This window comes from Flavobacterium soli DSM 19725 (assembly GCF_000422705.1).
Lineage (GTDB): Bacteria > Bacteroidota > Bacteroidia > Flavobacteriales > Flavobacteriaceae > Flavobacterium > Flavobacterium soli.
The window spans coordinates 342,544-363,505 of sequence record NZ_KE383907.1 but is presented as its reverse complement, the minus strand read 5'-3'; the positions used below and the strand labels follow the sequence as shown (position 1 = coordinate 363,505).

24 protein-coding genes are annotated in these 20,962 nt (G+C 39.4%); 15 read left to right on the top strand and 9 right to left on the bottom strand.

The window, feature by feature from the left end:
- Nucleotides 1-3: 3 nt before the first annotated feature.
- The 5 genes from traJ to G508_RS0117175 are packed head-to-tail and all read right to left on the bottom strand — an operon-like array spanning nucleotide 4 to nucleotide 4,814.
- Entirely contained in the window at nucleotides 4-999 is a 996-nt protein-coding gene (traJ, locus tag G508_RS0117195) for a conjugative transposon protein TraJ (protein WP_026706469.1), read from the bottom strand.
- Nucleotides 1,000-1,001: 2 nt separating this feature from the next.
- Complete coding sequence (locus tag G508_RS0117190; RefSeq protein WP_026706468.1) at nucleotides 1,002-1,634, bottom strand: DUF4141 domain-containing protein; 633 nt, start codon at nucleotides 1,632-1,634, stop codon at nucleotides 1,002-1,004.
- A gap of 29 nt (nucleotides 1,635-1,663) precedes the next feature.
- On the bottom strand, nucleotides 1,664-4,168 hold the full coding sequence (locus tag G508_RS0117185; RefSeq protein WP_026706467.1) for a TraG family conjugative transposon ATPase: 2,505 nt from the start codon (nucleotides 4,166-4,168) through the stop codon (nucleotides 1,664-1,666).
- Nucleotides 4,165-4,497, bottom strand: coding sequence for a DUF4133 domain-containing protein (locus tag G508_RS0117180; protein WP_026706466.1), 333 nt, complete (start codon nucleotides 4,495-4,497; stop codon nucleotides 4,165-4,167). Before G508_RS0117180 ends, G508_RS0117185 begins: the two co-directional genes overlap by 4 nt.
- Before the next feature lie 11 nt (nucleotides 4,498-4,508).
- Entirely contained in the window at nucleotides 4,509-4,814 is a 306-nt protein-coding gene (locus tag G508_RS0117175) for a DUF4134 domain-containing protein (protein WP_026706465.1), read from the bottom strand.
- 189 nt (nucleotides 4,815-5,003) lie between these two features.
- Here G508_RS0117175 and G508_RS0117170 point away from each other — a divergent pair, with 189 nt between their 5' ends.
- The 3 genes from G508_RS0117170 to G508_RS0117160 all read left to right on the top strand — a co-directional run bounded on the left by G508_RS0117170 (nucleotide 5,004) and on the right by G508_RS0117160 (nucleotide 8,370).
- Nucleotides 5,004-5,315 carry a hypothetical protein gene (locus G508_RS0117170; RefSeq protein ID WP_026706464.1) on the top strand — a complete coding sequence of 104 codons (312 nt, stop codon included), beginning with the start codon at nucleotides 5,004-5,006 and terminating at the stop codon, nucleotides 5,313-5,315.
- 85 nt (nucleotides 5,316-5,400) lie between these two features.
- A complete protein-coding gene (locus G508_RS0117165; protein ID WP_026706463.1) occupies nucleotides 5,401-7,572 on the top strand; it encodes a TonB-dependent receptor in 2,172 nt (723 codons plus the stop codon).
- A 3-nt stretch (nucleotides 7,573-7,575) separates the two neighbouring features.
- The gene (locus G508_RS0117160) at nucleotides 7,576-8,370 is read left to right on the top strand and encodes a cation transporter (protein ID WP_026706462.1); all 795 of its coding nucleotides are present in this window, start codon (nucleotides 7,576-7,578) and stop codon (nucleotides 8,368-8,370) included.
- Nucleotides 8,371-8,430: 60 nt separating this feature from the next.
- Here G508_RS0117160 and G508_RS0117155 read toward each other — a convergent pair whose 3' ends face one another.
- From G508_RS0117155 to G508_RS0117145, 3 genes are read right to left on the bottom strand one after another with little or no spacing between them, the layout of a single operon-like run.
- A complete protein-coding gene (locus G508_RS0117155; protein ID WP_026706461.1) occupies nucleotides 8,431-9,066 on the bottom strand; it encodes a hypothetical protein in 636 nt (211 codons plus the stop codon).
- A gap of 2 nt (nucleotides 9,067-9,068) precedes the next feature.
- Entirely contained in the window at nucleotides 9,069-9,473 is a 405-nt protein-coding gene (locus G508_RS0117150; RefSeq protein WP_026706460.1) for a DUF3408 domain-containing protein, read from the bottom strand.
- A gap of 12 nt (nucleotides 9,474-9,485) precedes the next feature.
- On the bottom strand, nucleotides 9,486-10,253 hold the full coding sequence (locus G508_RS0117145; RefSeq protein WP_026706459.1) for a ParA family protein: 768 nt from the start codon (nucleotides 10,251-10,253) through the stop codon (nucleotides 9,486-9,488).
- Between the two features lie 476 nt (nucleotides 10,254-10,729).
- Between G508_RS0117145 and G508_RS0117140 the strand changes: the two genes are divergently transcribed.
- The 7 genes from G508_RS0117140 (at nucleotide 10,730) to mobC (ending at nucleotide 16,197) form a co-directional block, all read left to right on the top strand.
- Nucleotides 10,730-10,951: a hypothetical protein gene (locus G508_RS0117140; RefSeq protein WP_157486087.1), complete on the top strand. Its 222-nt coding sequence runs from the start codon at nucleotides 10,730-10,732 to the stop codon at nucleotides 10,949-10,951.
- Nucleotides 10,952-10,969: 18 nt separating this feature from the next.
- A complete protein-coding gene (gene mobA / locus G508_RS0117135) occupies nucleotides 10,970-11,407 on the top strand; it encodes a conjugal transfer protein MobA (protein ID WP_026706457.1) in 438 nt (145 codons plus the stop codon).
- 2 nt (nucleotides 11,408-11,409) lie between these two features.
- Nucleotides 11,410-12,690, top strand: coding sequence for a conjugal transfer protein MobB (mobB, locus tag G508_RS0117130; RefSeq protein WP_026706456.1), 1,281 nt, complete (start codon nucleotides 11,410-11,412; stop codon nucleotides 12,688-12,690).
- Between the two features lie 128 nt (nucleotides 12,691-12,818).
- Nucleotides 12,819-13,193: an ArsR/SmtB family transcription factor gene (locus G508_RS0117125; RefSeq protein ID WP_002978466.1), complete on the top strand. Its 375-nt coding sequence runs from the start codon at nucleotides 12,819-12,821 to the stop codon at nucleotides 13,191-13,193.
- Entirely contained in the window at nucleotides 13,190-13,783 is a 594-nt protein-coding gene (merTP, locus tag G508_RS0117120) for a mercuric transport protein MerTP (RefSeq protein WP_002978464.1), read from the top strand. The genes G508_RS0117125 and merTP overlap by 4 nt, the downstream gene beginning before the upstream one ends.
- A gap of 6 nt (nucleotides 13,784-13,789) precedes the next feature.
- A complete protein-coding gene (locus G508_RS20450) occupies nucleotides 13,790-13,996 on the top strand; it encodes a GDCCVxC domain-containing (seleno)protein (protein ID WP_002996045.1) in 207 nt (68 codons plus the stop codon).
- A 197-nt stretch (nucleotides 13,997-14,193) separates the two neighbouring features.
- Nucleotides 14,194-16,197: a conjugal transfer protein MobC gene (gene mobC / locus G508_RS0117110; RefSeq protein WP_026706454.1), complete on the top strand. Its 2,004-nt coding sequence runs from the start codon at nucleotides 14,194-14,196 to the stop codon at nucleotides 16,195-16,197.
- 15 nt (nucleotides 16,198-16,212) lie between these two features.
- Here the strand turns inward: mobC and G508_RS19245 are convergent, their stop codons facing one another.
- Nucleotides 16,213-16,599 (bottom strand): winged helix-turn-helix transcriptional regulator, encoded by a 387-nt coding sequence (locus tag G508_RS19245; protein ID WP_051197718.1) that lies wholly within the window; start codon nucleotides 16,597-16,599, stop codon nucleotides 16,213-16,215.
- A 151-nt stretch (nucleotides 16,600-16,750) separates the two neighbouring features.
- Here G508_RS19245 and G508_RS0117100 point away from each other — a divergent pair, with 151 nt between their 5' ends.
- The 5 genes from G508_RS0117100 (at nucleotide 16,751) to G508_RS0117085 (ending at nucleotide 20,962) form a co-directional block, all read left to right on the top strand.
- Complete coding sequence (locus G508_RS0117100; protein WP_035695047.1) at nucleotides 16,751-17,518, top strand: nuclear transport factor 2 family protein; 768 nt, start codon at nucleotides 16,751-16,753, stop codon at nucleotides 17,516-17,518.
- A 2-nt stretch (nucleotides 17,519-17,520) separates the two neighbouring features.
- Nucleotides 17,521-17,763, top strand: coding sequence for a DUF2798 domain-containing protein (locus G508_RS20635; protein ID WP_084626016.1), 243 nt, complete (start codon nucleotides 17,521-17,523; stop codon nucleotides 17,761-17,763).
- 233 nt (nucleotides 17,764-17,996) lie between these two features.
- Nucleotides 17,997-18,455: a GbsR/MarR family transcriptional regulator gene (locus G508_RS0117095; RefSeq protein WP_026706452.1), complete on the top strand. Its 459-nt coding sequence runs from the start codon at nucleotides 17,997-17,999 to the stop codon at nucleotides 18,453-18,455.
- A gap of 68 nt (nucleotides 18,456-18,523) precedes the next feature.
- Nucleotides 18,524-19,864, top strand: a complete 1,341-nt coding sequence (locus G508_RS0117090) for a TolC family protein (RefSeq protein WP_084626015.1) — start codon at nucleotides 18,524-18,526, stop codon at nucleotides 19,862-19,864.
- A gap of 9 nt (nucleotides 19,865-19,873) precedes the next feature.
- A complete protein-coding gene (locus tag G508_RS0117085; protein ID WP_026706450.1) occupies nucleotides 19,874-20,962 on the top strand; it encodes an efflux RND transporter periplasmic adaptor subunit in 1,089 nt (362 codons plus the stop codon).

Sequence of the window (20,962 nt, the reverse complement as noted above, 5' to 3'; positions counted from 1 at the left end):
TTGTTATTTATTCATCAGTTTACCGCCGATGTTTCCTACTGTAGATCCTGCACCAGCACCTGCAAGGTTTCCTGCCTTCATCGCTGTTTGATTTACATTACGAGTAAAGTTTCCTGCACCTCCGGCTTGGATTACCCAACCTGTTACTGTTGGTATTGTGAAGTATCCGATAATGCCGATTATCATAAAAATGATGTACACAGTATTGCTCGTATCAGGTATGTAGGTAGGGTCGGCAAGCATAGCTATATCCCGTTCTAAAATGAGGGATTGTATTCTTGCCAACATCGAACTGAACAAATCGGAAACAGGAAGCCACAGGTAAACACTTACATACCTCGTGATCCACTGTGTGAGCGTGGACTGAAATCCGTCCCAAACGGAAATAGCAAAAGCTATTGGTCCGAGTATGGAAAGGACGATCAGGAAAAAAGTTCTTATGGTATCAATAACTAAAGCCGCCGCCTGAAAGAGTATTTCCAATAGATTGCGAAACCAGTCCTTTATCGCTTTTTCAATCTTGTAGGCTTGCCTGTCCATATACATTCCTGCCATTGTACCAACGTCGGAAGGCGACCATCCTAATTCATCCAGTTTTTTATCAAACTCTTCGTCTGATGCCATATAGGCGGTTTCGGGATTTCGTACCATTGCTTCGTATTCCAATTGGTCTTTCTGTTGCTGGAGTTGGTTGAGGTCAAGCACCTGGTCTTCGAGTATGGCGTGAGTTCCTGTAACTACCGGGCTTAATACTGCATTAATGGTTCCCAACACGATGGTTGGAAAGAACATTATACAAAGCCCCAAAGCGAATGGACGCAGTAACGGAAACACATCGATAGGCTCGGCTCGGCTTAAAGCCTGCCAAACCTTTAATGCTACATAGAACAACGCACCCAATCCCGCCAATCCTTTAGCCACAGCCGCCATATCACCTGCAAGCGGCATCATATCGTCGTAAAGTGAACGAAGGAGTTCGTGAAGATTATCCCATTCCATTTTTACCAGTATTTTTGGTTAGAAGTTCCGTAGAGTTCAAGAACTCTCTGTGCGTCGTTTTTCTTTTTCGCTCTTAGGTAGCTTACAGAAATGTTCTTATTAGTGTAGTAGCGTACAAGGCTGTGGTAATCCTTTACCTCTTTGTACACACGATCAATAATATCCATACGCTCTTTGTCGTTTAGCGAAAGGCTTGAAGAGGTTATAATTTGCTTCAATTCTTTCAGCAGTTCGGTACTTTCATTGAGCAGTGCCGAATAACCATTGCCGATTGCAACCAATTCCTGTGGGGTAAAATTTGGGTCGTTCATCATCTTACCAAAATTCTGAACGTACATTTCGGACACATCGCCTACCAACAATACGGTTTGCTGTACTTTACGGGCATCTTTCACAAGGTTGTTGATAGCTTTTAGCTTGTCGTAATATTCCTTGCCCTGATCGTACACTTTTTTCACTTCGTTGAAGTTCTTTACGACATTGCTCACGGTGGAAGAAGTCTGTATGATTTCGTTCGCACTGTTGATAATTCCTGATGCCAGATTTGCAGGGTCAGTTACTACAAATTGAGCTTTCGCTGACGGTGCTACGGCGAGCATTAGTGCCGTACACACCAGATACAATACTTTTTTCATTGTTTCTGAATTTTTAAATTGTTAATTGACTATTGATTTACTTTGTCCCGCCTTTGCATTGCGATATGCTTGATGGCGAGTTCTACATTGCCGTCCAGTTCAGCAGCAAGCTGCATCACTTCCATTTTTTCGGTTTCTTCGGTGGTGTAAGCAAGGTATTCCTCCAAACTAACTTCGGTGGCATAAACTGCCGAGTGTGTACCACCTAAGCCTATCCAAACCTCTTTGTAAAGTCGGCTTGCATCGTTGTTCATATTGATAGAAAGTACCTGCCCTTTTTCCTTATCTGTAAGCCCCAACATCGCCTGTATATCATCAAACTTGTTCATATACTTTCGTTGGTCTAAAAGGATTTTACAGTCAGAGTTATTGATGATACTTTCTTTGACGATAGGCGATTGGATAATATCATCGACCTCTTGCGTTACGACGATTGCTTCACCGAAAAATTTGCGGACGGTTTTAAAGAGGTACTTGATGTATTCTGCCATTCCTTCTTTGGCAATCGCCTTCCACGCTTCTTCAATCAATATGAGCTTGCGGATACCTTTCAGCCTACGCATTTTGTTGATGAAGACTTCCATTATGATGATTGTCACAATGGGAAAGAGGATTTTGTGGTCTTTAATCGCATCAATTTCAAATACGATAAAACGCTTACTCAACAAGTCTAACTGCTTATCAGAGTTTAACAGATAATCATACTCACCACCTTTGTAGTAGGGTTCGAGTACGTTGAGAAAATTGGCAATGTCAAAGTCTTTTTCCCTTACCTGTTTTTCTTCGAGTACCTTGCAGTAATCGCCTTTTACATACTCATAGAAGCCGTTGAATGATGGATAAATATCGTCCTGTTTGATGCGCTCGATATAGCCTGATACAGCATTTGATAATGCTACTTCTTCTGAGCGAGTTGGTGGTTCATCATCACGTTTCCAAAGCGTCAATATCAAAGTCTTGACACTTTCACGCTTCTCAATATCGAACACACCATCATCGGTATAGAAAGGATTAAAAGCAATCGGATTATCTTCGGTATAGGTGAAGTAAACACCGTCTTCGCCTTTAGTTTTACCTTTAATGAGTTCGCATAATCCTTGATAAGAATTACCAGTGTCAACAAGCAAAACGTGAGCGCCTTGTTCGTAATACTGTCGTACCATATGGTTTGTGAAGAACGATTTACCACTTCCCGATGGACCGAGTATAAACTTGTTCCGGTTTGTGATTATGCCACGCTTCATAGGCAAATCCGATATATCCAAATGGATAGGCTTTCCGGTCAGGCGGTCAGCCATTTTGATACCGAATGGCGAAGGCGAATTGTGGTAATTGGTTTCTTCCGTGAAGAAGCATAATGCAGGTTCGATAAAGGTGTAAAAACTTTCCTCTGCGGGAAAATCACCTGCATTACCCGGTATTCCTGCCCAGTACAATGTTGCTACATCGGTAGTGTTGTGTCTGGGTTTACATTCCATCAATGCTAAAGCACTACCACAATCATTTTTTAGCTGTTTCAGTTCTGCCGGATCATCCGACCACGCCATAATGTTGAAGTGAGCACGAACAGAAGATAGCCCAAAACTGTGGGCTTCGTTTAGGTACTTTTCTATCCACTCTTTGTTGATTTGGTTGGAACGGCTGTAACGAGCCAGTGAGTGCATATTCCTTGCGGATTTCTCAAACTTTTGCAGGTTGTCTTCGCTGTTGTCTATAAACAAATATTGATTGTAGATATGGTTACAGCTTAACAGCAAGCCCACAGGTGCGGCGAATGACAGACGGCAGTCGCTACGGTCGGTAGATAGCTTTTCAAAACGGGTATCTGCCGATACCGTTCCGGGCAGGTCGTCCGTGTCCGAAAGTGTGTGCAGGCTCAACCTTTTGTTCCCGATACGGACTTCTTCCGTTCCGAGTGCGATGTCCTGCATCGGTGTTCCCGCATCCCTCGATAGCGTAAGGTATTGTTCCAGCAACCCCTGCTTTTCGTCCGTTCCGATAATGTCGTCTTCGGTAAGGCGTTGCAGGGTTATAAAACCACTATCGTTCACGATACGTTCAAACTGTGCCACCGCTTCCATAAAGCGATGTATCGTTTCCTTGTTCCTGATTTCCTTTGGTATCAGTGAACCTTTACAAAGCGATGAAAAATTACTTTGCATACGCATACGCTCTTTGGTTGTCTTGGTTAAAAAGAGGTAGCAATAATGGTTTAAGAACGGTCGCTCATTAAAATGACGTTGGTAGGATTTTGCCAAAAAACTTTGATTGTCTTCTGCCAAATCGGGCGCATAGCTTTCTTTGATATACCAATCCTGTTTGTGAATGACCGTAAAATCCGGCAAGGTCTTAATAGCCTTATGCCAGGCGGAATGAATGGCTTCATATTCCGCAGAGGCTACGGTAAACAGTTCCGGCAAACGCACTTCAAAACAGGCGGTAATGTCTGCATCTTTGGAAAGGATGCAGTTGTTTTCTACTGCCAACAAAGGAAATTTATTTTCCAGCGTTGTCGTTTTTGCAACGTTTCTCATAGGGCATTCGATTTAGGAGTGAATTTTAAATAGCGGTGTACTGGCTTGCGACAAATGATATGGCGGGGATGCCTTTTATTAGCCGCTATCTTCATTAATCCGTGTTCGCCGTACTTCCTGTTGAGTGAAAAGGTCTGCCACACAATCAGCGAAGCACCGCCTGCTCCGAGAAACAGGCAGATGTAAGAGTTTACGCCTGCCATATACAGTATCATCACGAAGATGAGCGTACCGAGTAATCCGCCAGCGAAGATGAACAGGTATTGCGCTTTCAAACCTTTAAATTCCACCGTTCTTCCGATGCCTTTGTTTATGTTGTAATTGTTCATAAAGCAAAGGATTAAAGGAAGAATGAACGCAGGATAGTAGCTGCCACGATTAAGAAGATACACGCACCGAACCAGCTTGCCGCAGTTTTGCTCGTATCGGGGTCGCCCGAACTGAATTTGTTGTACACCTTAACGCCTCCGATTAACCCGACTACTGCACCTATGGCGTAGATTAATTGGGTTGCGGGGTCGAAATAAGACGTTACCATTTGGGTAGCCTCGTTGATACCTGCTGTACCGTTTCCCTGTGCGAAAGCACCAATTCCTGACAGCATAGCCACGGCTGCCAGCAAAACTTTTTTTCTCTGTTTTTCCATAACTGAAACACATTAATTTGTTATTGTTATCCCGCACCTTGCGGGCTTTCGGGACAAAGGTGTTTCAGAAATTAGAGCGTTATAAGAAAGTGGCAGTCAGTGGAATTGTTTGGCGGTGGGTGGCGTTATAGAGATGAAAAAAAGAGGATATATATTTATTGGACAATGTTTATTTACTATCTTCGCAAAATGAAATTTATATCTTTAATATTAGCCGTTTATGTATTGCTGTTATCAGCAGTACCGACTTTTATTGAGGATAAATGTATGCAGGAGCATACAACCGAGCAAGGACAAAACGGACAGGAAGACCAAGATTGCAATAAGGGTTGTTGTTCGCCATTTTTTAGCTGTAATACCTGTACGGGATTTGTTTTAATTACTTTTCATTTTTCGGTTACACATTCAGTAAAAGAACCGCAAAGAAAATTAGGAACAATGCCAACACCGCCTGTTTCTGATTTTCCCTTTTCCGTTTGGCATCCCCCACAGCTTGTTTAATATCTAGTGCTTTCAGCACAGTTTATTTCCTGCGGTGCTTAGCACCGCTATAATCCATTTATTCATATTAAGCATCATTTTTACAATGAAAAAAATACTTATTGTGTCATTTTTTATGGCACTAAACCTTTGTGTATATGCACAAAATACGTTCAAAGCTGTAATTAAAGACAGTGAAAAAAAAGAGCTTTTAATGGGCGTAACCGCACAGGTTACGGGAACTACAATCGCAACAACTTCAGATGAAAACGGACAAATCATATTAACAGGTATTCCAAACGGTTTGCAGGAAATTCAATTTAGTTATGTTGGTTTTGCCCAACGTACCGACAGCTTTAATTTTCCGTTAAAAGATACAACCCCGATTGAAATCCTACTTTCTGAACAATCGGAAGATTTGGAAGAAATCGTTATTTCATCAACAAGAAGTACAAGAACTATCCAAAATATCCCTACAAGAATTGAATTTATCGGAGGTGAAGAATTGGACGAAAAAGGCAATATGAAAGCAGGGGATATTCGTATGCTTTTGAGTGAGAGTACAGGTATTCATGTACAAACCACATCGCCCACAAGTGCCAACGCAAGTATTCGTATTCAAGGGCTTGACGGACGATATACGCAAATCTTAAAAGACGGTTTCCCGATTTATTCGGGTGCTTCAAGTGGGTTAGGTTTGTTGCAAATCCCACCCCTTGACTTAAAGCAGGTGGAAGTTATCAAAGGTTCAACTTCCACGCTGTATGGTGGTGGAGCAATAGCAGGTCTGGTCAATCTGATTTCCAAAACACCAACGGAAGAAAGGGATTTACGCTTTCATTTAAACGGAACATCGGGCAGAGGTTTAGACATCAACGGTTTTTACGGACAGAAGTTTAAGAAAATCGGAACGACAATATTTGCTTCGCACAATCGCAACGGAGCTTACGACCCTGCACAAATCGGGCTTTCTGCCATTCCCCAATTTGAAAGGTATGTACTGAACCCTAAATTATTTGTTTACTTCAATGATAAAACAAAAATGAACTTTGGTATCAATACCACCATTGAAAACCGTTTGGGTGGCGATATGCTCTACATCAAAGGCAAAGGAGATAACACCCATCAATATTTTGAAGAAAACAAAACACAGCGTTATTCCACTCAATTTGTTTTTGACCATACTGTAAACGAAAACAGTTTTGTACAATTCAAAAACAGCGTAAGTTATTTTAACCGCAATACGGCTATTCCGAATTACGAATTTGAGGGAACGCAGACCGCTACTTTTACGGAAGCAAGCTATACGCACAGCAAAGAAAAATCGGAATGGGTAACAGGCGTTAATATTTGGACTGATAATTTTAAAGAAAAACAGATTACTGCATTTCCGTTGAGGGATTATACTCATACCACATTCGGGGCTTTCGTTCAAAATTCTTTTAAGGCTACCGATTGGCTTCAATTGGAAGCAGGTTTAAGGACGGATTATGTGATTGATTATGGAGCTGTTTTTTTGCCAAGAGTATCGGCATTGTTTAAGATTGCAAATGGATTGACTTCACGTGTCGGGGGCGGATTTGGCTACAAAACACCAACCATTTTTACCGAAGAAAGCGAACGCATACAATATCAAAACGTAATGCCTATTAACGATAAAACCAATAAATTAGAAAGGAGCTACGGAGCAAATGCAGACATCAACTACCGTACTAATATAGGCGATGATTGGACATTCAGCATAAACCAATTGTTTTTTTATACTTATCTGGATAATCCTTTGTTGCTTCAAAATCCATCTGCTAATCTTTATCAGTTCATCAATTCATCGGGCTACATACATACTAAAGGAACAGAAACCAACGTAAAAATAGGATATGATGATTTGAAGCTGTTTCTGGGCTACACCTTTACCGATACCCGATTGATTGAAAACGGAACAACTACCGAAAATCCATTAACCCCAAAACACCGTATTAACTCTGTACTGATGTATGAAATTGAGGATAAATGGAAGATTGGTTTAGAAGCCTATTATTTCAGTCCGCAAAAGCTCAATGACGGAACAATAGGAAACGATTATTGGACATGTGGCTTTATGGCTGAAAAGATTTGGGAAAGATTTTCTTTATATATCAACTTTGAAAACTTCCTTGATACAAGACAGACACGTTTTGATAACATTTATACAGGTACTATAACCAACCCTGTTTTTAAAGATATTTATGCACCATTGGACGGATTTGTAATTAACGGAGGAATAAAATTTAAACTTTAAAAGATGAACAAAACAATATTCAATATTACAAAAATGGATTGCCCAAGTGAGGAGCAGTTAATCCGTATGAAACTGCAAAACTTTGATACGGTAAAATCATTAGAGTTTGATATTCCAAACAGAAAGCTGAACGTTTATCACAATGGAAATCCCGACCCGATTTTAACGGCTTTGGGAACACTAAACCTGAATACTACATTGATTTCAACTGAAGAAAGCAATGCAATTTTTGAAACAGATACAAATAATAACCAACGGAAACTACTTTGGACTGTACTGATTATTAATTTCGTTTTCTTTGGATTGGAAATGGTGTTTGGCATTTTTTCCAATTCAATGGGTTTGGTAGCTGATAGTTTGGATATGCTTGCGGACAGTATCGTTTATGCTTTGGCTTTATTCGCTGTGGGTGGAACAATAGCAAGGAAAAACAACATCGCCAAATTTGCAGGGTACTTTCAAATCCTATTGGCTGTTATTGGTTTTGTTGAAGTTATCAGGCGTTTTTTAGGCTTTGAAAAAATGCCCGATTTTCAAACTATGATTATCGTTTCTGTTTTGGCACTAATGGCAAATATATTTTGTCTTTACCTGTTGCAAAAGAACAAAAGCAAAGAAGCCCACATACAGGCAACTATGATTTTTACATCAAACGATGTTATTATCAATTCGGGTGTTATCGTTGCAGGGCTTTTGGTTCATTGGCTCAATTCAAGCTATCCCGATTTGATTATCGGAGCTATTGTATTCTTAGTTGTGGCAAGGGGGGCATACAGAATATTGAAGTTGGCGAAATGAGTGAGAAAAAATTGAGCCTGAAAAACTAAATTTCAGGCTCATTTAAAATCTTCTATTTTTTTACACAAACTCCCCAATGTCAAAATCACTCAAATCACTTTTCCGCAAATTGGAAGAACCGGCTTCCGTTTCAGATGAAAGGGTGCTATCCAAAAGCTCGGCTATTTTTCGGGAAGCATCTTCCATGGAATTTTCCAATAGGTTGAATAACTCAGTTCCCTGTATTTTTTGAACTATCGCTATCGCTGTTTCCTTTTGGGCTGGTTCCAATTCTTCTTTTTGGAGCAACATCCCCACGGAGCTTAGTTCTTCAAAGGTAACCCCTTGGGCAAAACCGTCATCGCCACCGGATATTCCGTACCTGTTCCAATCTTCTTCCTCTTCCTCCAAATCAGGCATATTACTGAAAACTTCGTCCAGCTCTTCCTGCGGAATTTGAGCACTTACGTTTTCATTTTCGTCGTATTCAATGTCTAAATTAGCAGGGTTTATCTCCGGTTCCTCAATTTGGCGTTCATTGGCAGTGTTTGGCAGGGAAAGGCGTTCTACAGGTTTGGGTTGCCCCATAATATCGGGCAGGTTCGGATTGACTTTCTTCTGCGGAGGTTCTTGTTTTGACCTTTTATGAATGACAATCTTATCTTGTAAAAGCAGGACAATGACTATCAGCAGGCATATCACAATTACTATTTCCATAGCTACAAAATGGGTTTAAAATGGTCGTTGAAATAATCTGTAATATCTTCCCCGAACTCCTTGAAGTGGTGGTCAAGAATATTGTCAATGTATGAGTAGAGCGTTGTTCTTTCCTCCCTTGTTAATTGTACAATACGCAGCAATCTTTCGTGGTATTCAGGGCGTATGTAAACGACCTTGCCGTTACGACCGGACGGAAACCGATTGACCAAAAACGTTTCCTCATAGTCCGCTTTCTTTGATAAACTGTTACGGGCTTTTTCCCTGGGCTTGTTTTCTTTTGGTACGTCCTGCTTTTTGTTAATGGTCGGTGGAGCAACAGGCTCATCGCCGCTTATGACGTTCATAAGGTATTCCTCATCAACATTGGGCTTTTCAAAATCGTTGTTTTTGTTATCTGAACTCATAGTTTAATGCTTTTATAGATGAGTGATTTTTAAAAATTCCTCGACAAACAAATCCATTTTGGTTGCTTTCATTAACTGTGGTTCGGCAGGCAGCAAACTTGACCGGAACACATAACTGCCTGTGTCGTCTGTTTCCTTTCGGAAACGCTTGCTATCCATTATTCTTGTTTCCATTATAGGCAGGTTGAGTTCTTTGATGACATTTTGATAAGCATCATACAATCCTGTTCTTTCCCTCCCGTCCACTTGGTTCCAAAATAGCCACATCTCTTGTTCGGGATTTCCCTCGTCCGTTTGGGGAAGTCCGAGAAAGGCTTTGGTAAAGCCCAATGTACTTTCCACTACCAAACGGTCGGCAGTAATGGGCGAAAAGATAAAGTCCATTTTTTTTAAGGTAGTCAGTACGCCTTTGGTATTGGCAGTTCCCGGCAGGTCGAAGAAAATAACATCCGGTACAACCACCGACTGGCTTCTGTATTCCGATGCTTTCTCCAAAGCTGTTTCAGCTTTGCATTTAATAATCGGGTATGCTTTTTTGTTGATGGCTTGAAACTGCTTCATTGCCGCTTTTTTATGGTAGCCGTTCTGCATTATGGTTCTCTTATCCCGTTCACGCATATTGGTCAGGCTGTGTTGCGGAAAGTCGCAGTCCATCACCAGCACATTAAAACCCAAACGGTAGTGAAGTACACTTGCCAGCAAAGTGGTCATTGTAGATTTTCCCACACCGCCTTTTTGGGTGGAGAAGCTGATTTTTAAAGTTTTCTTTGTTGTTTCCATTATTTAAAAATTTATTGTTACACACTTTATTTGTTTTGCAGGATTGAATATTGGTTTATCTGATTATTACCTCATTCCTATATTCCTGCATTCCCTTTTGGGTACTTTCCTGCACAGGTATCTGCTTTCATTTTTGCCTTGTTAGGTACATTCTTTGGCAAGTGGCAAACCTTGCAACAGGTAAATTGCTTTACCGCTTTTATGCTTTTATGCTTTTACACTTTTATTGTTTTATGCTTTTAAAACCTTATGCTTTTATTCCAAACTGCCTGTTTACAAACCTTATTTTCTTCTTTGTTTAGATACATTTTTTACTACCTGCACTAAAATTATACGGCAAATAAAGCGATTGATTTGCCCTCTGATTGCGGTGTGGCAGTGTTTGGCGTTCAAAGGCAGTGTTTGGCACTGTTATACAATACAATGCTTTCGTAAACAGGGCTTTACTTTGTACAATGATTTTTATTAATGGATTTATGCAAAACACTTTTGACAAATCGGAGGGTAACGGGAACGGCATCGAGCCGTTTTTCCCTGTTACATTTAATCCGGTTCCGCCTTTTTTGGCGGACGGATTTTTGTGTTCAACAGAACACGGCAAGTTGTGTTTTGAGGCACTCGAAACCGAGTTAGTGCCTCAAAACAACTTGCCCTACTGGGAGCTTGAAAAACCACTCCGAAGTCGAGGTTTTGTGTGAATTTAAAATGGATTAGTGATGAATGAGAATAATAACAGAAAACAAAATAAAGGCGGACGGAAGGCAAAAACCGACCCAAGTATCCACCGCCACGTCTTTCGTCTTACTGATGAAGAAAATGCCAAACTTTTATCGCTTTTTGAAACATCGGGAATGCCCAATAAAGCAAAGTTTATCATTTCTCTGCTGTTCAGTAAAGAAATGAAATCGGTTAAAATTGACAAGGGAACGGTTGATTTTTATATGAGATTAACCTCGTTTCACAGTCAGTTTCGCTCCGTTGGTGTAAACTATAACCAGATTGTAAAGCTGCTGTACAAGAATTTTTCCGAGAAAAAAGCCGCAGCGTTCCTTTACAAATTGGAAAAACAGACGGCTGAAATGGCGATGCTATGCCAAAAAATCATTCAGATAACTGAAGAATTTGAAGCAAAACATCTAAAAAAACAGTCTTAGAAATGATAGCGAAAATCGGCAGAAGCGAAAATTTGTACGGAGCATTGGCATATAACAATCTGAAAGTGGAGAATGAAAATGGAAAAATTCTGTTCACAAATAAGATAATCGAAAGGTCAAACGGAGCATATACTGTTGCACAATTAGCACAATCTTTTGCCCCTTATTTGATAGCCAACCGTAATACCGAGAAACATACGTTGCATATTTCGCTTAATCCCGACCCGAAAGATAAGGTTAGCGATGACAGGTTTCGGCAAATGGCGGAGCAGTATATGCGGGAAATGGGTTACGGCGAACAACCTTTCGTAGTGTTTAAGCATACCGATATTGACCGCAGCCATATACACATTGTATCGGTTTGCGTGGACGAGCAGGGCAAAAAGATTTCGGACAAATTCGAGAAAATGCGGTCAATGAATGTATGCCGAGAACTGGAAAGGCAACACGGGCTGATACCTGCAACAGACAAAGAGCGCACTCAGAATGATAAGGTTTTCCGTCCGGTAGATTACAAAGCAGGCGATGTAAAAAGTCAAATTGCTTCAGTAGTCCGCCACCTGCCGAATTATTATAAATTTCAGACTTTGGGCGAATACAATGCTTTGCTTTCCCTGTTCAATGTTACTACCGAAAAAGTGCAGGGCGAATTGCAGGGACAACTACGGCAGGGTTTACTGTACATTCCTTTAAATGAAAAAGGCGAAAGAGCCGGGCTTCCGTTCAAGGCTTCGTTGTTTGGTAAAAATGCAGGGCTTCCGGCTTTGGAATTGCATTTTGCAAAATGCAAAGAGGATTTAAAAGACCACCCGACAAAACCAACCATTAAAGCTGTTGTAACTATTGCCCTGCAAACCACAAGTGATGAACAGGCTTTTAAAAAACAGTTAGGCGAACAGGGCATTAACGTTGTGGTTCGTAGAAATGACACAGGGCGTATTTACGGAATGACTTTTATAGACCACAATTCTAAAACGGTTTGGAACGGTTCACGTTTGAGCAAGAAACTTTCTGCCAATGCCTTTAATGATTATTGGAACAATAATATCAAACTGGAGATTAAAGAACCTGCCGTACAACCACCAAAAACATCCACATCAAATGATGCAGATCTTCCTGCGGAAGAACCACACCATTTGTTCGACTTCCTGAATACTACTGAAAAACACGAAGACGGTTTGATTGAGGCATTTGGCGGTTTGTTACCCGAAGCACAGGGCGATGATTACGAGGAACAGGATTTTGCTAACAAAATGAAGAAGAAAAAAAAAAGAAGACTGTAAGAGGTCAGATTTTGGAATTAAAAATCTGTTTTTAAAAAGATTTATTGAGCTGTCACTTTATAATTCTGAAAGAATTTGAGTTGTATTTAAGTAATTGCTTAAATAAACAAATTGACTATCTTTGTGCTATGGACAATAATTCTTGCATACGACAACAAGCAGACATTAAACAAATAAACCGCTGTAAAGACCGAGTTTCAGAACTCAACGGTTCTTTTGACTATTTATCGAACGGACTTGAATTAGCGGGAAACAATGTAAGACTGAAAATACTCTTTCTACTTTATGAAGAAAAACGACTTTGTGTTTGTGATATAAGTGATATTCTTGGTATGACAATTTCAGCGGTTTCACAACACTTGCGGAAACTCAAAGACAGAAAACTTATTGAAACCGAACGAGAAGCTCAAACTATTTTTCACTCACTGACTAAAGAGTATGAAAAAATGCTGAAACCATTTTTCAAAATACTTGACGAAAACAAAATATTAGAAACAATATGAAAACTGACAAAAAATTAATTGGTGCAGGACTTTTGACTACAATTGCAGCTTCTCTTTGTTGCATCACACCAGTATTGGCTCTTATTGCAGGAACAAGCGGTCTTGCTTCCACTTTTTCTTGGCTTGAACCTTTTCGACCCTATTTTATCGGGTTGACAATTTTGGTTCTTGGTTTTGCTTGGTATCAAAAGTTGAAACCCAAAAAGCAGATAGATTGCAATTGTGAGACAGAAGAAAAACCAAAATTCATTCAGTCAAAAATGTTTTTAGGAATTGTAACAGCATTTGCAATCGTAATGCTTGCCTTTCCATACTACTCAAGCATTTTCTACCCAAAGACAGAAAAGCAAATTATAGCGGTGGACAAATCCAATATTCAAAAAGTAGAATTTACGATTAGCGGAATGACTTGTGCAAGTTGTGGCGAACACGTAAATCACGAAGTAAATAAATTGACAGGAATAATAAGTTCAAACGCCTCATACGAAAAAGGAAACGCAATCGTGGAATTTGACAACTCAAAAACGAATATTTCTGAGGTCGAAAAAGCAATTAACTCAACAGGATATTCTGTAACCGACAAAAAATAAAACCAAATGGAAATCATATTGCAATCAACAATTACTTGCCCCAACTGCGGACACAAGAAAGAAGAAACAATGCCGACAGACGCTTGCCAATATTTCTACGAATGTGAAAAATGCAAACAAGTTCTTAAACCAAAACAAGGAGACTGTTGTGTTTATTGTAGTTACGGAAGTGTTCCTTGTCCACCAATTCAGCAGGACAAAAAATGTTGCTGACGGACAGAAAACAGAAGAGCAACTAAAAGTATTTTTTATTTGGATGCTTCATAAATGTTACGATACAAAAGGATCATAGAAGCTACAACTCTTATCACTTCGCCAAACACTGCCACGCACCGCCATTGACTGCCACATTCTTATAGCCGCTGTGTAGAGCCTTTAAATTCACGCCCGAACATTAAAACTAAAAAAGAATGCAGGGAGAAGACGATTTAAGAGGTTTAGCCAAAATAATGGCTTTTATGCGGGCAGTCAGTATTCTTTTGGTGCTGATGCACCTTTATTGGTTCTGCTACGGGTTCTTTTTAGAACGTGGTTGGACGTTGGAAATAATCAACAAGATATTAGGCAATTTCGACCGGACGGCGGGCTTGTTTTCACATACCCTTTATACCAAGGCGTTCGCTTTGGTTTTGCTTGCTTTGAGTTGTTTGGGAACGAAAGGCGTAAAGAATGAGAAGATAACCTGGGCTAAAATCTACGTGGCTTTGGGCGTTGGTTTTGTGCTGTTCTTTCTGAACACGCCGTTGTTAAAGCTATCTCCGGTAATAGGAACATTTCTGTATATCCTTACTATCTCGTTAGGTTATATTGCTTTGCTGATGGCGGGCGTATGGATGAGCCGCTTGCTTCGTACCAACTTAATGGACGATGTTTTCAACAACGAGAACGAGAGCTTTCAACAGGAAACAAAGCTGATGGAAAATGAATATTCCGTTAACCTGCCCACCAAATTTTACTACAAAGGCAAATGGAACAACGGTTGGATAAACATTGTAAATCCTTTCAGGGCATCAATCGTGTTGGGTACTCCGGGTTCCGGTAAATCTTATGCCATCGTAAACAACTACATCAAGCAGCAGATTGAGAAAGGCTTTAGTATGTATATATATGATTTTAAATTTGACGACCTTTCCACCATTGCCTACAATCATTTATTGAAGCATCGGGATAAGTACAAAGTTCAACCAAAATTCTATGTGATAAATTTCGATGACCCACGCAAGAGCCATAGGTGCAATCCACTCAATCCCGATTTTATGACAGACATTTCCGACGCTTACGAAGCGGCTTACACCATAATGCTGAACCTCAATCGAAGCTGGATACAGAAGCAAGGGGATTTTTTCGTGGAAAGCCCAATTATCCTATTGGCTGCCATTATTTGGTATCTGAAAATCTATGAGGATGGTAAGTATTGTACATTCCCGCACGCCATTGAATTGCTGAATAAAAAGTATTCGGACGTATTTACCATTCTGACCTCATATTCCGATTTGGAAAACTATCTTTCTCCGTTTATGGATGCCTGGCAAGGTGGCGCACAAGACCAATTGCAGGGACAGATTGCATCGGCAAAAATCCCTTTGTCAAGAATGATTAGCCCGCAGTTGTATTGGGTTATGACTGGCGATGACTTTACGCTCGACATCAATAACCCAAAAGAGCCTAAAATTTTGTGCGTGGGTAATAATCCCGACCGCCAAAATATCTACTCCGCAGCATTGGGTTTGTACAATTCCCGTATTGTTAAGCTCATCAACAAAAAAGGGCAATTAAAGAGTTCAGTAATCATAGATGAGCTGCCCACAATTTATTTTAGGGGACTGGATAATCTTATCGCAACAGCGAGAAGTAATAAGGTGGCTGTATGTTTGGGCTTTCAGGATTTTTCGCAATTAACAAGGGATTATGGCGACAAGGAAAGTAAGGTAATTCAAAATACCGTTGGTAATATTTTCTCCGGGCAGGTAGTTGGCGAAACGGCAAAGAGCCTTTCGGAACGCTTTGGGAAAGTATTGCAGAAACGCCAAAGTATGACGATTAACCGAAATGATAAATCTACTTCTATATCCACACAGCTCGATAGCTTAATACCTGCTTCGAAAATTTCAACTTTGACACAAGGTATGTTCGTCGGTTCTGTATCGGATAACTTTGATGAGCGTATCGACCAGAAAATCTTCCATGCTGAAATTGTAGTGGACAATGAAAAGGTAGCAGCAGAAAGTAAAGCCTATGAGCAAATACCGCAAATCTTATCTTTTGTAAATGAGCAGGGTGAGGATAAAATGAAAAAGGAAATCGACAGCAATTACAAACGAATAAAATCCGACATTCTGAATATTGTTGTAAGTGAAATAGAGCGTATCAAGAATGATCCGGATTTACAGCATTTAGTGAAAGAAGATAAATAAAGCTCTTAGCTGGAATTACAACACGGCTGAACTTCCCTCTTCCTGCTTTGCATATTTATTTGCCTGCCTTTGATAAAATTCATCCATGAAATCACTACCCCATTGTTCCATTGCACCAATAAGTGGCAAAAGGGATTTCCCTAAATCAGTTAAAAAATATTCTACTTTTGGAGGCAATTCGGGATATATAATTTTTGAAACCACGCCATGTTCTTCCAATTCTTTTAATTGTAGGTTCAGTACTCTTTTGCTGGCATCAGGGTGCTGTTTCGCCAGTTCGCTAGGCCTGCAAAAACCTTTATGAATTGAATTTATCAGGCAAGGTTTCCATTTTCCTCCAATTATTTCCATCGTAATACCCATTCCGCAGCTAAAATCCTTTGGTATCTTCTTCTCGTACATGTGCCAATATTATTTAAATCCTTAAAATTATTACTTTAATTCTGTATGACAATAGGGATAAAATTTTCACCATGTCAATATTTTGCCCCATATTTTACCTGACATTCTATCAACGTAGCTTTGCCTCTGTAAATTTATAAAAATAAAAATTATGGAATTATCAAACAAAGATAAGGCTGCTACTATCCAGAATAGCATTGAAACAGCAACATTAGAAGAAACCGGACTTATCCATCCAACTTCTTATAAACAGCACAATCCAAATGTTGAAACAGGCTTACAGGCAATTTTAGCTTTACATGACCAAATGCCGATGCATAAAGTATATACAAATGTGGTTCGTCAATTTCAGGATGGTGATTACGGTTTTGTTCATGTCGATTATTTTTTATTTGACTATACCGCGGCATTTGACATACATCGTTTTGAAAATGGTGTAAGCGTTGAACACTGGGATAATCTTCAAATCAACCCAAGAAAATTAAATAAAAGTGGCAGGACAATGACGGATGGAAAAACTAAGGCCATCGACCACCATAAAACAGATTCAAATAAAAAATTAGCACAAGATTTTGTTCAAAACATATTAATCGACGGGAACCTGAGGGATATTTCAAAATATTTTGATGGCGATAGACTAATACAACATAATCCTCATATGGGCGATGGAGTAAAAGAGTTTATGGATATGCTGTCACAATGGGAAAAGGAAGATAAACCGCAAAAATATGCTCAAATACATAAAGTTTTAGGAGAAGGCAACTTTGTTCTGGTACTGAGCGAAGGATATTTTGGCGGTGAGCATTCAGCCTTTTATGATCTTTATCGAATAGAAGAAGATAAAATAGTGGAACATTGGGACGTGATTGAAGCGATTCCTGAACTTGATAAAAGAAAAAACACCAATGGAAAATTTTAGTAATGAAAAACGATCATAAATATTCCAAATATATCAGTACTTTTTTTGTAGTATTTCCGACAACATTCATTATGTCATCCACATCACATTTTCTGAAGCATACTTATTCGGATAACTTCATTACCAATTTTATTATATCATGGTTTGCAGGATTACCTGTAGCTTACTTAGCTGTTTTATTACTAATTCCATTAGCGAATAAGTTAACTGGTTTCATTTTAAAAAATCGATCAACTAAAAACTGATATAAGGTGATTTGATTTTATTGTTTAGGCTTGCAAAATAAACCTCAAGAACTTTATGGCAGGTTAGTGAAATGTTAGCTCATTCATTAACCTGCCTTAATATTATTACAAGTGTGTAACGATTCCGAACCACACTTTCCCAAATTTTTCAAGGAAAAGTTGGTTCATAATTTGCTGAACTCAAAAAACCTTATTATCTTTGCTTCAGAATTAGTAGAAGAGCATTTACAATTATGGTTTTAACCGAGAAACAAAAAGAACTGATTGAGCAATTTGGCGTACTGAATGAAAAGTATGGATTGCCGCCTGCCGAGTGTAGGGTTTGGGGACTTTTTCTGGTTGCCGACAAAGTAGAATTGACCTTTGATGAAATTATGGAAACCCTGCATTTAAGTAAAGGTGGAACCAGCAATGCATTGAACAGGTTGATGATGACACACCATATAGAATACATTACCAAGCTTGGCGATAAAAAACGCTATTTCCGTTGTAAGATGAACAACTGGACACAGATGACCAAGGAGAATTTCGAGAAATTCGATGACCTGAATGTTATACTGAAAGAAATACTGAAAGCCAGAACTACCAAGACCCCACAGTTTAATAATGACCTTAAAGAAGTAACCGAATTTTTAGACTTCGTTTATAAGGAATTGATGATTGCCATCAAAAAATGGGAAAATAGGAAATAACCTTTTTTTTGCCTTAAAAGTTCATAAAAAACTGAACTGATTAATAAATATTGAATATAATAAACAAAATGAATAATAAGGTTTTAAGATACTGTCTGCTGTTATTATTGACAATCCCACATTTCATCTGGGCACAGCAACCTGTAAGTTTTACGTTAAAGCAAGCGGTAGAATATGGTGTTAGTCATCATCTTTCCATTCAGAAGTCTGATTTTGAATTGGAGAAGTACAATCAAAAATTCAGGGAAGAATTGTCCGGATACCTGCCACAAGTAAAGGCTGATGCAGCCTACACCAACAACCTGAAACTAATTACGCAGATTATCCCCGGTGAATTTTTGGGGCAGCCCGGTCAGGATCAAGCTGTTCAGTTTGGAACAAAATACAATGCATCAGCAAATGTTGAGCTATCGCAAACGCTGATCGATTTTGAGAAAATTACCGGTCAGAAAATAGCAAGACAGCATTCCAGAATAGGTATGCTAGACAAGCAAAAAACCGTTGAGCAAATTATGTATGATATTTCAAATGCCTACACCGTTTCACAGGTTGCATTTCTGCAACAGGCAGACATCCATAATAACATATTGCAAATAGATTCCCTTTTGGTGAGTGTACAGTCGCAGGTTGACAATGGCTTTGCCAACTCGATAGATTTAAAGCGATTACAATTTGAACGGAGTAATCTGCAAACCAGGCTTCAAAATGCACAGCTTGAATACGAGCAAAGCATGACCATACTAAAGTACACAATGACATTTCCTTTAGAAGAAAAAATCAGTATTGAAACAGAAATAGACCATTCCACACTATCTCATCTTCTTGGCGAAGACATCAGCATAAATTCTCTGGACATTCAATTGCTTCAGGAACAGGATAAATTAACAACGTTGGCCTTAAAGCAAATGAAGCATTCTTATTTACCTAAGCTCTCATTCAATTTTAAATATGGAACATTGGCACAACAAAATGAGGCGAATATTTTCAGAAGCACTACAAACTGGTATCCCAACTCTCTAGCAAGCTTAAACCTATCCATACCCATCTTTGACGGAAACTATAAATTATCAAAAGTCAGACAGCTGCAATTGGAGCATAAGCAAAATGAACTGGATATAACGATCCAACAAAATACGGTAAACAAAGAAGTAAAGAATGCAAGGGAGAGGCTAACGATCAATACCGCAAATTTAGCAACCACAAAAGAGAGTAAAACCCTTGCTGAAGAAGTATATGCGCTTTCCTATATCCAGTTTCAAAACGGCTACACTTCATTGAAAGATTTATTGGATGCCAATACCCAGGTGAAGGAGTCACAGACAGCCTATCTAAAAGCCGTCTTAGAAGTTCAGTCAGCAGAATTAGAATTTCTAAAGATATCAGGAAATATACAATCTATTTTAAAATAATATTCAAGAATGAAAAGGATAAAAAAATACATCGTTCCGATTTTAATAATTACAGGATTATTGTTGGTTGTTTTATTTACACTCAGTCATAACAAGCAAAAGCTGGATGCAAAGGCCGAAATCGGTGCTACTAAGACATTGGTATTTCCTGTAACGGTTACTAACCCTCAATATAAAAGCTTAACCGGAACCTATACTTCCAATGGTTTTTTTATACCCGTAAATGCAATGACTTTGACGGCTGATATTTCCGGCAGGATAGTCACCACCGCATTAAAGGATGGAGCACATATTTCGAAGGGACAAACCATCGTGTCGGTATTTAACGAGTCAGAGCATATAGAGCGGCAGCAGAACGCAATAGATAGACAGTTAGCACTGGAGACATTGCAAAAGGCAAAGGCTGATCTGTTGAAAATGGAAAATATGCTAAAAGCCAATGCAATTAGTATTCGAGAGGTAGATGAGCAAAAGCTGGCTGTTAAGTCTGCGGAATCAAAGCTAAATACCATCAATGCTATTAGAAAATCTACTACTATAATAGCCCCTTTTTCCGGTACCGTTAATAAATCTCACGTGCAAACAGGCAGTTACATTAGCACTGGAACAGAGCTGGCAGATATCGTGGACAATTCTTCACTTAAACTACAATTGCAGTTGTTGGACAAGGATGTAATCAGGCTTTCAATTGGAAAAACAATTCAGGTAGTGCCCGATTTATATCCTGATTATGAAGTGACAGGACGAGTGGTTTACATTGCTGCACAGGCAGATGCCAACAGAAATTTTCTGGTAGAAGTACAAATACCCAATAACTCCAAAAATCCTTTGAAACCTGGTATGAGCGGTAAAGCCATCATCAACAATGACTATACGGATAATGTGCTGATGATACCTGTAAAAACCGTTGTTGGTAGCCTACAAGCCCCACAGGTTTATGTGTTGGAAGGCGATGTTGCGGTATTAAAAAAGATTACAACAGGCCAAGTGCAGGGAGAAAATGTAGTGGTGCTCGAAGGTCTCTCGACAACAGACAAAGTAATTGAAACGGGACAACTCAATATCAATGACGGCTCGAAAGTGCAGGTAATTAAATAA

Bases quoted from the DNA above. Each gene is read 5' to 3' on its own strand.
- traJ (WP_026706469.1), bottom strand. From the start codon at position 999: ATGGAATGGGATAATCTTCACGAACTCCTTCGTTCACTTTACGACGAT.
- G508_RS0117190 (WP_026706468.1), bottom strand. From the start codon at position 1,634: ATGAAAAAAGTATTGTATCTGGTGTGTACGGCACTAATGCTCGCCGTA.
- G508_RS0117185 (WP_026706467.1), bottom strand. From the start codon at position 4,168: ATGAGAAACGTTGCAAAAACGACAACGCTGGAAAATAAATTTCCTTTG.
- G508_RS0117180 (WP_026706466.1), bottom strand. From the start codon at position 4,497: ATGAACAATTACAACATAAACAAAGGCATCGGAAGAACGGTGGAATTT.
- G508_RS0117175 (WP_026706465.1), bottom strand. From the start codon at position 4,814: ATGGAAAAACAGAGAAAAAAAGTTTTGCTGGCAGCCGTGGCTATGCTG.
- G508_RS0117170 (WP_026706464.1), top strand. From the start codon at position 5,004: ATGAAATTTATATCTTTAATATTAGCCGTTTATGTATTGCTGTTATCA.
- G508_RS0117165 (WP_026706463.1), top strand. From the start codon at position 5,401: ATGAAAAAAATACTTATTGTGTCATTTTTTATGGCACTAAACCTTTGT.
- G508_RS0117160 (WP_026706462.1), top strand. From the start codon at position 7,576: ATGAACAAAACAATATTCAATATTACAAAAATGGATTGCCCAAGTGAG.
- G508_RS0117155 (WP_026706461.1), bottom strand. From the start codon at position 9,066: ATGGAAATAGTAATTGTGATATGCCTGCTGATAGTCATTGTCCTGCTT.
- G508_RS0117150 (WP_026706460.1), bottom strand. From the start codon at position 9,473: ATGAGTTCAGATAACAAAAACAACGATTTTGAAAAGCCCAATGTTGAT.
- G508_RS0117145 (WP_026706459.1), bottom strand. From the start codon at position 10,253: ATGGAAACAACAAAGAAAACTTTAAAAATCAGCTTCTCCACCCAAAAA.
- G508_RS0117140 (WP_157486087.1), top strand. From the start codon at position 10,730: ATGCAAAACACTTTTGACAAATCGGAGGGTAACGGGAACGGCATCGAG.
- mobA (WP_026706457.1), top strand. From the start codon at position 10,970: ATGAATGAGAATAATAACAGAAAACAAAATAAAGGCGGACGGAAGGCA.
- mobB (WP_026706456.1), top strand. From the start codon at position 11,410: ATGATAGCGAAAATCGGCAGAAGCGAAAATTTGTACGGAGCATTGGCA.
- G508_RS0117125 (WP_002978466.1), top strand. From the start codon at position 12,819: ATGGACAATAATTCTTGCATACGACAACAAGCAGACATTAAACAAATA.
- merTP (WP_002978464.1), top strand. From the start codon at position 13,190: ATGAAAACTGACAAAAAATTAATTGGTGCAGGACTTTTGACTACAATT.
- G508_RS20450 (WP_002996045.1), top strand. From the start codon at position 13,790: ATGGAAATCATATTGCAATCAACAATTACTTGCCCCAACTGCGGACAC.
- mobC (WP_026706454.1), top strand. From the start codon at position 14,194: ATGCAGGGAGAAGACGATTTAAGAGGTTTAGCCAAAATAATGGCTTTT.
- G508_RS19245 (WP_051197718.1), bottom strand. From the start codon at position 16,599: ATGTACGAGAAGAAGATACCAAAGGATTTTAGCTGCGGAATGGGTATT.
- G508_RS0117100 (WP_035695047.1), top strand. From the start codon at position 16,751: ATGGAATTATCAAACAAAGATAAGGCTGCTACTATCCAGAATAGCATT.
- G508_RS20635 (WP_084626016.1), top strand. From the start codon at position 17,521: ATGAAAAACGATCATAAATATTCCAAATATATCAGTACTTTTTTTGTA.
- G508_RS0117095 (WP_026706452.1), top strand. From the start codon at position 17,997: ATGGTTTTAACCGAGAAACAAAAAGAACTGATTGAGCAATTTGGCGTA.
- G508_RS0117090 (WP_084626015.1), top strand. From the start codon at position 18,524: ATGAATAATAAGGTTTTAAGATACTGTCTGCTGTTATTATTGACAATC.
- G508_RS0117085 (WP_026706450.1), top strand. From the start codon at position 19,874: ATGAAAAGGATAAAAAAATACATCGTTCCGATTTTAATAATTACAGGA.